Genomic DNA, 11,802 nt, shown 5'->3' on the forward strand with positions numbered 1-11,802 from the left:
GCGGCCGCCGCCCCCTGGGGGGTCCGGGGCGGCGGCCGCGCAGCCTATTCGCGGTGCACGCCGTAACCGGCGAACCGCTCCGCACAGCGCGCGAGTTCCGCATCGTCGAGCAATCGCGGCTCGCCGGCGCGCTTGGCGGTCAACCACAGCTCGCAGAGCCATTCCAGCTGCCGCGCCCTGTTGTAGGCCCGCGGCAACGTCGAGCCGACCGCGAGCGCGCCGTGATTGCGCAGGATGCACGCTCCCCGGTCGGCCAGCGCCGCGGACACGTTCTCCGCCAGCTGCTCGGATCCGAAGGTGGCGTAGTCGGCCACCCGCACCGCACCGCCGAACTCGGCCAGTTGGTAGTGCACCGCGGGAACGTCGTCGCGCAACAACGACACCGCGGTGGCATGCAGCGAGTGCGTGTGCACGACGGCGTGGGCGCCGTGCCGCTCGTAGGCGGTCAGGTGCATCGGCAGCTCGGAGGTGGGCGGCAGCTCGCCGTCCACCACCTCGCCGTCGAGCGCGACCACCGGGACCTCGGCGACCCGCATGGCGTCGTAGTCCACACCGGACGGTGTCACCGCCACCAGATCGCCGGACCGCACCGAGATGTTGCCGGAAGTGCCCACCACGAGCCGGTCGTCGATCATCTTGCGCGCGACGCGGATGACCTCGGCCCGTTCGGCGGCCAGCACCGGCTCGCTCAACTCGCGGCGCCGGAGTCGTACTCGTTGATCGCCGCGACCTTCTTCGCCGACGAGGAGCTGTCGTCGAAGACCAGGTCCAGCCACTCCGAAGCCAGCAGCCGCGCCAGCTCGATGCCGACCACGCGCTGGCCGAAGCACAGCACCTGCGCGTCGTTGCTCAGCACCGAACGCTGCACCGAGTAGCTGTCGTGCGCGGTCACCGCGCGCACCCCCGGCACCTTGTTCGCGCTGATCGCGACGCCGAGGCCGGTGCCGCAGATCAGCAGGGCCCGGTCGGCCTCGCCTTCGGCGACCTTGCGCGCGGCGGCCACCGCAACGTGCGGGTAGTCGGTGTGCTCATCGGAGCCGACGCCCACGTCAGTCACCGAAGCGACCCGGGAGTCCTTCTCGAAGTCGGCCTTGATGGCTTCCTTGTACTGGTACCCGGCGTCGTCGCCACCGACGATGATGCGCCAGGGAGCGTTCTGCTCGGTCATGATCCTCACTTCACCTCTTGCGCGTCGGATTCGGTTCCTGCCGTCAGCACCCCGGCGACCTGGTTGAGCGCCATCGCCAGAGACGTGGCGCCCGGGTCGGGGGTGCCGACGCTGCGTTCCGCCAGCGGCCGGGCGCGGCCGGTGCGGGGTGTGAGCTCGGCGGTGCGTTGGGCGGCCGCGGTTGCCTCGTGGGCCGCCCGCTGCCACGCCTGCGGCCCGTCCTGCCCGTCCTGCACGGCCGCGTCGAGCGCGTCGACGAACGGGTCCATGGCGTCGACCAGCGTCTTGTCGCCCAGCTCGGCGCGGCCGAGGCGGCGCACCGCGGCCAGCGCGGCCTTCGCTCCGGCGAGCAGATCGGCCGCGGCCACCGCGCGGTCGTCCGGCAGCAGGTCGCCGAAGGAGCGCAGGCCGGCGCCCCACAGCGCGCCGGAAGTCCCACCGGCCTTGGCGGCCCAGCCGTCCCCGGCGGCCACCAGCACCGCGGCCGGGCCTGCTCCGCGCTTGGCGGCGGCCGCACCGGCTTCCACCGCAGCGGCGCTGCCGCGGGACATGCCGCGACCGTGGTCACCGTCCCCGGCCACGGCGTCCATCCGGCCCAGCTCGGCTTCCGCCTCGTGCAGGTCGTCGCTGATCGCGCGGAGTGCGGCGACCACGGCCTTCGAGGTGCGCCTGCCCGCCTCCGGAGCGAGGGCGGTGGCCTCTTCGACGACCTCTTCGGCCTCCTCGACGACCTGGTCGTCCACTTCGGACGCAGTGACGCTGCCCCTGCGGTAGGCCGGGCTGTCGGCCGGAGCGGCGTAGAGCCGTTCCAGCTCGGGGTCCAGCCAGGTCAGCGTGAGCGAACAACCGGCCATGTCCAGGCTGGTGACCAGTTCGCCGACCTCCTGCTCGACGACCTGCACGCCTGCCTCGGCCAGCAGCCGGGAGGCGGTCTTCCACACCACGAACAGCTCTTCGTACTTCGTGGCGCCGAGCCCGTTGAGGATCGCCACCACCCGCGGCGTGCCCTCGACTTCCGGCGCTTCGGCCAGCACCCCGTCCACCAGTGTGCGGGCCAGCTCCGCGGCCGACGGCATGTCCACTTCGGACACACCTGGTTCGCCGTGGATCCCGAGGCCCAGGCCCATCCGCCCCTTCGGAACCTCGAACAGCGGTTCCGAGCTACCGGGCAGCGTGCAGCCGTCGAAGGCCACGCCGAGGCTGCGGGTGCGGTCGTTGGCGTGCTCGCCGACGCGGACCACCTCGTCGAACGAGTAGCCCTCCTCCGCGGCCGCCGAGGCGACCTTGAACACCACGAAATCGCCCACCACACCGCGGCGTTTGGCGATGTCCTCGGCACCGGCGCTGGCCACGTCGTCGGTCACCACGACGTTGTGCGCGCGGATCCCGGCGCGTTCCAGCCGTTCCACGGCCAGCCCGAAGTTCATGTTGTCCCCGGCGTAGTTGCCAAACGAGAACACCACGCCCGCGCCGTTGTCGGCGGCCTTGCCCACCGAGTAGGCGTCCTCCGCCGACGGCGAGGTGAAGATGTTGCCCACCACGGCCCCATCGGCGAACCCGTTGCCGACCACGCCGCAGAACGCCGGGTAGTGCCCCGAACCACCGCCGGTGACCACGGCGACCTTGCCGCGGCGCGCCTTGCGCGCCCGCACCACGCCGCCGCGAACCTCCCGCACGTAGCCGGGATTCGCGGCGACGAAGCCGGACACCATGTCTTCGCTGAACGACGCCGGATCGTCGTAGAGTCGCGTCATCGCGCTGCTCCTCCTTCGGACCGCCACACTGGCCGCGCCCGGTCGATCGACTCCAGATATGCGCGGTACCCGCGCTCGTAAAACTCCGCCGCGGCAGGATCCGGCGACACCGTGCGCCGGGCCGCCGCCCACTGCTCGCGGTCCACCGGCTCGCCCAACGCATCCCACGCGGTCATCGCCGCCCCGCGGGCGCCGACGCCTGCCTCGTGCGGCACGTGCAACGGGCGGCCGAGCACGTCGGCGAAGATCTGACCCCAGGTCGCGGAACGCGCCCCGCCCCCGCAGGCCGAAACCGAACCGGTCAGGCCCGCCGCCTCCAGGTTGTGCCGCGCGGCGTAGGCCATCGCCTCGCACAACGCGCGCACCAGATCGGCAGGAGTGGTTTCCAGCGACAGGCCGGTGAACTGGCCCCGCGCGTGCGGCTCGACGAACGGCGCCCGCTCACCCGACGACGCCAGGAACGACAGCGCCGAGACCCCGTTCGCGCCCGGGCGGCTGGCGCCGAGCATGGCGTCCAGGTCGGCCACCTCGGCCCCGACCATGCGCAGCACCCAATCCAGGTTCGCGGTGCCCACCATCGCGGGCATCACCCGCAGGAAGCGGTCCGGCCGGGGACCGGCCACCCACATGCCCGCCGCCTCCCCGCACGGGTCGATGACCACTTCGTCGCGCAGCACCTGGCAACCCAGCGTCGTGCCGATCACCAGCGCACCGTCGCCGACCGCGTCGATGCCGGAGCCGAACGCGCACGCGGGCAGGTCGAACGGGCCCGCCGAAACCGGCAGGCCGGACGGCAACCCGAGCAGTTCGGCGCTGCGCGCGCCGAGCGCGAACAACTTGCCCGGCGGGGCCGGTTCGGCCAAGAGCCGACGGTGCTCGGACAACCCGCACGCGGCCAGCGCAGCAGCCGAGTAGGTGCGGCTGGGCACGTCCAGGAACGGCATCGACGCGTCCGAAGCGTCCACCGTGATCTCCCCGGTCAGCCGCTGCACTATCGCGTCCACGCAGTAGCCGGCGACTTCCGCGCGGCGCAGCCGATCCGGCTCGTGTTCGGCGACGTGCGCCAGCAGCGGCGCAGGCGAGCCGGGGAACAATCCCGCACCGGTCAGGCCGTGGACCGCGCGTCGCACACCCGTCTGGTCCCAACGCTGCAGCACACCCGCAGCGCGGGCGTCCATCCAGGACACGCCGGGCCCGACCTGCCTGCCCGTGGCGTCGCGCAGCCACAGGCCATCGCCCTGGCCGGTGATCGCCAGCGCCTGCACCCGCTCGCCCGCCTCGGCGATGATCGAGCGGATGACCTGCACCGCCGAGTCCAAGACCTCGTCGAGGTCCTGCTCGACCCGGCCGCCCGGCAGCCGGTGCAGCGTGCTGCGCGTGCTGTGCGTGACCCGCGCGGACCCGTCGCGTCCGAGCAGCGACGCCTTCGTCACCGAAGTGCCAACGTCCACCCCGATGATCATGGCTGTAGACCTTCGAACCGTGCCAGCACTTCCGGATTGGCCACGTACCGCGGCCGCCGCCCGTCCAGGAAGCGGGCCGCGTCACCGGCGACGATGTCCGCCGCGCGGTGCGCGGTCTGCCGGGTCGCGCCGCCCAGGTGCGGCGTGGTGATCACGTTCGGGGAGTCGAACAGCGGCCACTCGCGCGGCGGCGGCTCGATGTCGTAGACGTCCACCGCCAGCGCACCCAACCGGCCGGACTTCAGCAGTCCCGGCAGCGGCGCGTAGTCGAGCAGGCCACCGCGCGCGGAGTTCACCAGCACCGCGCCTTCCGGCAGCAACGCCAAGTTGTCCGCGTTGAGCAGGTGCTCGGTCTCCGCGGTGAGCCGCGCGTGCAGGCTCACCACGAAGCTGCTGCGCAGCAGCTCGTCGAGCCCGACCAAGCGCACCCCGTCGTGCTCGGCCTCTTCCGGCCGCACGAACGGGTCGGCGACCTGCACTCGCGCGCCGAAGGCGTGCAGTACGCGGGCCACGATGCGCCCGATGGCGCCGTAACCGACCAGGCCGACGGTCGAACCCGCCAACTCGATCCCGGCGTTGTCGTAGGCGTAGTAGTCGCCGCGCCAGTTGCCCTGCTTGAGCTCGGCATCCGATGCCGGAATGCGCCGCAGCGCGGCCAAGATCATCCCGACGGCGAACTCCGCAGCCCCCGCGGCGTTGCGGCCCGGCGTGTAGCTGACGATCACGCCGGCTTCGGTGGCGGCAGGCAGGTCGACGTTGATCGGCCCGCCGCGGCAGACCCCGAGCAGCTTCAGCTCGGGGCTCTTGCCCAGCACTTCGGCGGTGAACGGAGCCATCTGGGTCATCGCCACCGCGGCCCCGCCCAGCACTTCCAGCACTTGCTGCTCGGTGCCGCTGGCCTCCCGGACCCCGCCGACGGGACCGAACGGTTCCACCGGCCACGGCAGCTTCAACTCGGCGAACTCGAGGTCGCGGCCAACGGCACGGGCGCCCAACGCGTCCACGAACAGCTCGGGAGCCACGAAGTGGTCGCCCGCGGCGAGCACCTTGGTCATCTCCGGAGGCTCCTTCGTTCGATGAGGTTCGTTCGACGGGCGCGGCTCAACCGGCGACGGCGGCCGACAGCGAGTCGAGCAGGTGCAGCCGGACCTCGTCCAGGTCCGCGGCCACGAATCCGGCCGCGGCCAGCGCGTCCTCGGCGGGCGGGTAGTCGGGGCTGGGGATGGCCACCACGGTCATGCCTGCCGCCGCGGCGGCGCGCAGCCCGTTGCTGGAATCTTCCACGGCCAGGCAAGCCTGCGGGTCCTGCGCGAGCCTGCGCGCGGCTTCCCGGTACACGTCCGGGCTGGGTTTGCCGCGCGGGACCTCCGCGCTCGAGACGGTCGCGGCGAAGAACTCGGTGAGCCCGTGCCGATCGAGCACGGCATCGATGAGCCTGCGCGGCGCCGAGGAAGCCAGCGCGATCGGAGCGCGCGCGGCGACCTCGGTGATCATGCGCTCCGCACCGGGCAGCAGCTCGATCTCACCGCCGTGCAGCGCGCCGATCATGTCGTCGACGACCAGCCGCTCGGTCGCGGCGGCGGAGTCCTCGGCCACGCTGAACCCGGCCAGGAACGCCGACCACTCCGGCGCGCTCATGCCCTGCACCTGGCGGGTCTGCTGCGCCGTCCAGGTCCGGCCGCGCGCGGCGGCGAACCTGCTCCACATCCGCTCCCACAGGTGTTCGCTCTCGACCAGGACGCCGTCCATGTCGAAAACGACAGCACGGTGCGCAGCCACCGCCGCGCCGTTCGGCTGCGTCATCGCACTACCCTCCCGCTCGCTCGCGACCCAAATTAACACCGTGATGGTTAAGTGTCACGACTCGAGTGGTATTTCTGCCCATCTCCGGCCCGGCACTCTGGTTCCGGCCCCGGTAAGGGGCAAGATGACGGTCATGGTGTCCGCATCGAAGAAGCAGTCCCCTCGGCTCGTGCGCCAGCAGCAGATCATCGACCACGTCGTCGCCGGTGGTTTCGCCAGCGCCGCCGAGTTGTCGACGATGGCCGGGGTCAGCCTGATGACGGTGCACCGCGACATCGACGACCTGGTCAGCCGCGGACTGCTGCGCAAGTTCCACGGCGGGGTCTCCGCCCAGCCATCGACCGTGTTCGAGAGCAGTTCCGACTTCCGGCTGCACACCCACACCCGGGAGAAGGAAGCGCTGGCCGCCGCGGCACTCCCGCTGATCACACCCGGCATGTCGGTGATGCTGGACGACTCCACGACCGGCCTTTCCCTGGCCAGGCAACTCGCCGACGTCGGTCCGCTGACCGTGGTGAGCAACTACCGCCAAGTGCACGAGGCGCTGCGGGAATCGCCGGACATCCGGCTGATCGGCATCGGCGGCGAGTACTCCCGCACGCACGACTCCTACATCGGGCTGCCCTGCCAGGAGATGATCAGCGGGTTGTCGGTGGACATCATGTTCCTGTCCACTTCGGCGATGAACGCGACCATGACCTTCCACCAGGAGCAGGAGATCGTGCTGGTGAAACGCGCGATGATCGCGACCGCCAACACGCGGGTGCTGATGATGGACGCCAGCAAGGTCGGCCGCGCAGCGCTGCACCGGGTGGCCCCGGTCGGCGACTTCGAGCACGTGCTGCTGGCCGGGGACCCCGGCGCCGAGCTCGTCGAGGCGATGCGCGAACACTCCGAGGTGCGGCTGGTCCCGGTGGACTGAGCCCGCGGGCTTCGTGTTCACAGCACGACAGGTTATTTTAACATCATCATTGATAGCCGGATCACTCGGACAGCCGAGCGCACGGGTCGTCCGGCCCGCGCCTCGCCGGTCGTGTGCGGCCCGGTCCGCCGCAGCGGGCCATCGGTACCGCATGCTGCGCAGCCAGGTCGCGTACGGTTCGTCCAAGCTCACCATCGGATCGTGCTGCGCATACCGCGCGAATATCCGACGCTTCACCGCCACGACTTCCGGTGCCAGGTTGGGCGGCGAGTCCGCGACGTTGTATCCGCGGTAGTACCGAACCTGCTCGACTCCGTGCAGCCGCAACGCCGCCTGCGCGAACCGGGTGGTCATCACGTGGTCGGTATGATCGTGCTCGGGCCAATGCGACTGGTAGCGGACGTCCGGCGCCGGGTCTTGGGTACGCAGCACCGTCGGGTCGAGCCACCGGAACAACGCGGCCAAGGCATCGATCAGGTCGCCTCGGTCGAACTCGGAGGCAGCGGACAACCCGGAACCCTGCGGCAGCAGCGAACGTGTCCGGCCCCCGTCGGTCCACAGTCGACTCAGAGCGTGCTTTCCGCCGACCACCCGGGGATCGTTGTCGTCCGGCAGGTTCAGGAAAACCAGCCGCACCGCAGGCCGATCCTGCAAGCGGTACACCTCGACGAAGCGTTGCGGACCGAGTTCGACGACCTCGTAGCGCCACCGATCGACGACGCCCGCCATTTCGGCGAACGCGGCACGCGTGCCGGCCTGCCGATCAGCGGCGTAACGCTCCGATGGCCGCACGTCGCTCTCGCCCGCGGTGACGTACACCGTGGTCGTCGGTGCTCCGGAACGCACCGAGGTCAGCAGATCCGGATTCATGAACAGGATGTCGTCGTCCGGATGCGCGACGACCTGGACGTAACGAGCCTGTCCTGCTTGCTGCGCCGACGCCGAAGGTCCGAGCAGCACGGCAAGACACACGATCACGGCGATCCACCTGCAGAAGTTCACGACCACACCGCCTTCCGCGAACCCAGCACGGCCAGCACCGCCCCTGCCCCCGCGAGCACCAGGCAGCCGGGATAGCCGGGCGGACTCCAGGTCAGCCGCAGACTCCCGGCACGAGCACCGGGCGGGACGGAAACCTCGACCAGGCCGGCCGAGGTCGCACGCAACGGCACCCGAGCTCCGTCCACAGTGGCCTGGTATCCGGGCCAGGCGAGCCGCGCGAACACGATCCGTCCACCGGTGCGGTCCACCGCGGAGAACCGCACGTCCTCAGTTCGCGTTCCCCTTTCGACATCCGATTCGACCCGGACACCGCGAGACGCACCGACCCGGCCATCCGGCCACGCAAGGGCCGCCACCCGCTCGAAGCGCGTGACCACGTCGTTGCGCTGCACCACGCGCCAGCCGGACGGCGGCACCGGAGCATCGATCAGCTGCCGCTGCACGACGACGTGCCGGACCTTGAGCTGATCGGCCAGCGGCACCCCGGTCTCATCGACCGTCCATAGTCGACGGTAAGCGTCCGGGCAATGCGCCCCGAAGTAGCCCAGGCACAGCCGATCGTGCAGCGCGCGGTACCCGATGCCGGTGTAGGCGACCAGGCTCGGCACTCCGGCCACAGCGTGCATGTTGCCGAACAGCAGATGGCGCCAGACGGCTCCGGAAGCGATGTCCTCCTGAGGTATCGCCGCACGATCGGCGATCTGCACCACGGTGCCCGTCCGCAGTCCGGCGAAATCATCCCGCAGCCGTCGAACGTCGGACGGGAAGTTGTAATCGGCCACGTCGCGGTTCGCCGGGAACCAGCAGAGCTGGAGCACCAGTGCGACAACGGTCCCGGCGTGCAGCACCAGCGGCATCAGGCGCACCCGCAACGCGATCGCGAGCAATCCGCCCGTCAGCAGCAGCGAGACGGCGTAGGCGAACCACAGCGACGGCCACGCCGCGAACGACAAGTACCCGCACAGCACCAGAACGCCGACCGTGACAGACCATCGCAACCACACCCGGTCCCTGCGCAGCCCCGCACTCACCACGACCGCGAACACGACCGACAACGCCAGGTACGCCAACGGAAGGTGCCGCAACGGCCAGCGGAACAAGCCGACCTGCGAAGGCCCCAAGCACAGCAGGACCGCGCACGCGGCAACGATCAACGGCCCGGCGAATTCCCTTGCGCGCCGCGCGAACGCACGCCAATCGAGCCAAGCCAGCAGCGGAACGACGAACCAGGCGAAGTACATCGCGGGCACCGTCATCCGGAACGAACCGAACGACCGGATCTGCGGCACGAACCCGGGCAGGCTCAGATTCAGCAGATCACCCGGGTCTGGCGCGAGCATCCCCACGTTGAACAGCACGAATCCGGTTCGCCAGCCGACCGCGGTGGTCGCTAGCACCGGCCAGAACACCAGCGGCACCGTCAGTCCCACCGAGGCCGCGAGCACGCACATGCGGCGCGTCCCGGACACCCGCATGAACCGGAATTCCGCGAGCAAACCGGCGAAAACCAGGACGAGGGCCAACACCGCGTACGGATCACCGGCCGACACGCACAGGTACCCGGCCGCGAAAGCCGCCCAGAGCGGCCCCCTCCGGTGACACGTGCGCCGCGACGCCCACCAAGCCCACGGCACCCACGCCAGTCCCATCAGGCCACCGGCCCAGCTCGCCGCCTGGAAGTACAAGACGAAGCCGGAAACCGGCAGTGCCACGCCGAACACCGCCGCCACCGCACGCGAGGCCCCGTATTCCCGGCACAGCAAATGCGTGCCCACACCCAGCAGCACGAGGAACTGGGTTTTGACCAAGGCGGCCGCCACGGCGAGATCACCGACCGCGACGACGAGCACGAACTCAGCCAGGTGCAGCGGGTTCCACACCCCGAACAGCGCTTCGCCCGCGATGTTCCCGCCCATCCAGGAATCCGGTTCCAGCAGTGCGGGCCATTGCCCGGCGAGCAGCCGCTCCCCCAGCTCGTGCCACATCGGGAGGAACTGCGCGGCACTGTCGTCCCAGAAGTAGAACGCGGAGTTCACCAGAACCGGCAGCTGAGCCAGCAGTGCGACCGCGACGGCGACCGCCGCGGCAGCCAGCACCTCTCGCGAGCGCGACCCGGCCCGGGCCGAATCGGCGGATGCGGTTTCCACAGTGCTCATGCCGTCACCCGCTTCCGGACGCCACCGGTGAGCGCGCCACGGCTGAGCAGGTAGGTAAGCGGCAGCGCGACTACACCACCGGCCAACGTCGCCGCTCGCGCATCGATCCCGGCCACTCCCACCAGCACCGACATCGCAGCCGTGCTCAGCGTGAGGCTGCCGACGTGCGAAACCGGGTACAGCAGCAACGAACGCGCGCAGGGCAGCACCCCGAAGGTGAACTTGCAGTTCAACAGGTAGGAGCAGCTCATCGCGAGCACCGTCGCCGCCGCGTGTGCCATCCAGTACGGCAAGACCGGGCGCACGACCGTGAACACGGACAGGTGCACCGCGGTGTTGATCCCGCCGACGCCGGCGAACCGGACCAGCGGCCACCGGGCGATCATGCGGACCACAACTCCCCCTGCACCGGATCGGCGGAAGCGCCGCAGAGCACAGCGCTCCCGCGGTCGGCAGCCCGCCCACCGGTCTCCTTCACCAGAAAATGCGGCCGGTGCTTGGTTTCGAGGTGGATTCGTCCCAGGTATTCCCCGATCAGCCCGAGGCAGCCGAGCTGCACGCCGCACACCGCGAGCACTCCGGCGAACAGCGCGGGCACCCCGGCCACCAGCCCGCTCAGCGAGCCGAGAACCAGTGCCGCGCCCAGATGCACCGCGAACCGCAGCGGCTTGTGGTGGAACGAGAAGAAGCCGTCCAACGCATATTCGAGCAGTCCTCGCCTGCTCCACTTCGACCGCCCGCCGCGCCGCGGCACGTGCGGCAGCGGCACGTGCGCGGTGTCGAAACCGATCCACGCGAACAGACCCTTGGAGAACCGGTGCTGCTCCGGTAATGCCAGCAACGCTTGCACAGCCCGCTGCGAGAGCACCCGGTAATCCCCTGCCCCGGCGGGTATCCGCAACCCGCGGAACCCGTTGAACACCCGGTAGAACACCTTCGCAGGCAATGCCCGGGACAGCGGCTCGTGGCGGCGGTCCCGGCAGGCGACCACCTGATCACGGCCGTCGTCCAGCAGCGCGAGCATCCGGCCGAGCAACTCGGGCGGATGTTGCAGGTCCGCGTCCATGATGGCGACGCGGCGCCCGCGGGCGCGCTGCAAACCGGCCAGCAGCGCGGCCTCCTTGCCGAAATTGCGGCTCAGCGACACGAAACCCAACCGGGAATCGACGGCGGCCAGCGCTCGCACCTGCGGCAGCGTGCGGTCCGTGCTGCCGTCGTCGACCACGACGATCTCGTACTCGGTGGCGAGCCGGGGCAGGACGCGGCACAGCGCGTCGTGCAGGTGCGGCAAAGCGCGCTGTTCGTTGAAGCAGGGAACGACGACCGTGAGATCCATCAGGCTGCTCTCATCCAGACTTCACCGCCGCCGTGCGGAAGCGGTGTGCGATCACTTCGGGCAAGGCGAAGTTTGCGCAGCGGCGGTGCCGGACCCCCGTCCGACACACCGGCGAATACTCCCTGCGGGCGAGAAGCCGGGAAATGTGCATCGGGCACGAGCCGCTGGCATCAGGGACCGAGCGAAGACGGCAAAAAC

At 70.5% G+C, this 11,802-nt stretch carries 10 protein-coding genes and 1 pseudogene; 1 reads left to right on the top strand and 10 read right to left on the bottom strand.

All coding sequences use genetic code 11. The features are described 5' to 3' along the window. Positions 1 to 44: 44 nt before the first annotated feature. From INP57_RS26160 to INP57_RS26185, 6 genes are read right to left on the bottom strand one after another with little or no spacing between them, the layout of a single operon-like run. Positions 45 to 692, bottom strand: a complete 648-nt coding sequence (locus INP57_RS26160) for a class II aldolase/adducin family protein (RefSeq protein WP_200073013.1) — start codon at positions 690 to 692, stop codon at positions 45 to 47. Further along, on the bottom strand, positions 689 to 1,168 hold the full coding sequence (locus tag INP57_RS26165) for a ribose-5-phosphate isomerase (RefSeq protein WP_200073014.1): 480 nt from the start codon (positions 1,166 to 1,168) through the stop codon (positions 689 to 691). The genes INP57_RS26160 and INP57_RS26165 overlap by 4 nt, the downstream gene beginning before the upstream one ends. Before the next feature lie 5 nt (positions 1,169 to 1,173). Then, positions 1,174 to 2,922, bottom strand: a complete 1,749-nt coding sequence (locus INP57_RS26170) for a dihydroxyacetone kinase family protein (RefSeq protein WP_200073015.1) — start codon at positions 2,920 to 2,922, stop codon at positions 1,174 to 1,176. Beyond that, positions 2,919 to 4,385: an FGGY-family carbohydrate kinase gene (locus tag INP57_RS26175; protein ID WP_200073016.1), complete on the bottom strand. Its 1,467-nt coding sequence runs from the start codon at positions 4,383 to 4,385 to the stop codon at positions 2,919 to 2,921. Before INP57_RS26175 ends, INP57_RS26170 begins: the two co-directional genes overlap by 4 nt. Continuing rightward, a complete protein-coding gene (locus INP57_RS26180; RefSeq protein WP_200073017.1) occupies positions 4,382 to 5,440 on the bottom strand; it encodes a 2-hydroxyacid dehydrogenase in 1,059 nt (352 codons plus the stop codon). The genes INP57_RS26175 and INP57_RS26180 overlap by 4 nt, the downstream gene beginning before the upstream one ends. A 46-nt stretch (positions 5,441 to 5,486) precedes the next feature. Next, positions 5,487 to 6,188: an HAD family hydrolase gene (locus INP57_RS26185; protein WP_200073018.1), complete on the bottom strand. Its 702-nt coding sequence runs from the start codon at positions 6,186 to 6,188 to the stop codon at positions 5,487 to 5,489. A 133-nt stretch (positions 6,189 to 6,321) separates the two neighbouring features. On the opposite strand from INP57_RS26185, the gene INP57_RS26190 reads away from it, so the two are divergent. Continuing rightward, positions 6,322 to 7,110 carry a DeoR/GlpR family DNA-binding transcription regulator gene (locus INP57_RS26190; protein WP_200073019.1) on the top strand — a complete coding sequence of 263 codons (789 nt, stop codon included), beginning with the start codon at positions 6,322 to 6,324 and terminating at the stop codon, positions 7,108 to 7,110. Between the two features lie 387 nt (positions 7,111 to 7,497). On the opposite strand, the pseudogene INP57_RS30590 reads toward INP57_RS26190, so the two are convergent. The 4 genes and pseudogenes from INP57_RS30590 to INP57_RS26205 all read right to left on the bottom strand — a co-directional run. Next, a pseudogene (locus INP57_RS30590) lies at positions 7,498 to 7,980 on the bottom strand (hypothetical protein); the annotation flags it as partial. A 128-nt stretch (positions 7,981 to 8,108) separates the two neighbouring features. Continuing rightward, positions 8,109 to 10,268: a putative glycosyltransferase family protein gene (locus INP57_RS26200; protein WP_233628304.1), complete on the bottom strand. Its 2,160-nt coding sequence runs from the start codon at positions 10,266 to 10,268 to the stop codon at positions 8,109 to 8,111. Further along, on the bottom strand, positions 10,265 to 10,654 hold the full coding sequence (locus INP57_RS29845; RefSeq protein ID WP_233628305.1) for a GtrA family protein: 390 nt from the start codon (positions 10,652 to 10,654) through the stop codon (positions 10,265 to 10,267). The genes INP57_RS26200 and INP57_RS29845 overlap by 4 nt, the downstream gene beginning before the upstream one ends. Then, entirely contained in the window at positions 10,651 to 11,604 is a 954-nt protein-coding gene (locus tag INP57_RS26205; RefSeq protein ID WP_200073020.1) for a glycosyltransferase family 2 protein, read from the bottom strand. The genes INP57_RS29845 and INP57_RS26205 overlap by 4 nt, the downstream gene beginning before the upstream one ends. Positions 11,605 to 11,802: the final 198 nt, after the last annotated feature.

It is taken from the genome of Saccharopolyspora galaxeae, assembly GCF_016526145.1.
GTDB classification, from domain to species: domain Bacteria; phylum Actinomycetota; class Actinomycetes; order Mycobacteriales; family Pseudonocardiaceae; genus Saccharopolyspora_C; species Saccharopolyspora_C galaxeae.

Excerpts from the sequence above, each read along its gene's own strand:
- INP57_RS26165 (WP_200073014.1), bottom strand. The coding sequence starts at position 1,168 with ATGACCGAGCAGAACGCTCCCTGGCGCATCATCGTCGGTGGCGACGAC.
- INP57_RS26170 (WP_200073015.1), bottom strand. The coding sequence starts at position 2,922 with ATGACGCGACTCTACGACGATCCGGCGTCGTTCAGCGAAGACATGGTG.
- INP57_RS26175 (WP_200073016.1), bottom strand. The coding sequence starts at position 4,385 with ATGATCATCGGGGTGGACGTTGGCACTTCGGTGACGAAGGCGTCGCTG.
- INP57_RS26180 (WP_200073017.1), bottom strand. The coding sequence starts at position 5,440 with ATGACCAAGGTGCTCGCCGCGGGCGACCACTTCGTGGCTCCCGAGCTG.
- INP57_RS26185 (WP_200073018.1), bottom strand. The coding sequence starts at position 6,188 with ATGACGCAGCCGAACGGCGCGGCGGTGGCTGCGCACCGTGCTGTCGTT.
- INP57_RS26190 (WP_200073019.1), top strand. The coding sequence starts at position 6,322 with ATGGTGTCCGCATCGAAGAAGCAGTCCCCTCGGCTCGTGCGCCAGCAG.
- INP57_RS26200 (WP_233628304.1), bottom strand. The coding sequence starts at position 10,268 with ATGAGCACTGTGGAAACCGCATCCGCCGATTCGGCCCGGGCCGGGTCG.
- INP57_RS29845 (WP_233628305.1), bottom strand. The coding sequence starts at position 10,654 with ATGATCGCCCGGTGGCCGCTGGTCCGGTTCGCCGGCGTCGGCGGGATC.
- INP57_RS26205 (WP_200073020.1), bottom strand. The coding sequence starts at position 11,604 with ATGGATCTCACGGTCGTCGTTCCCTGCTTCAACGAACAGCGCGCTTTG.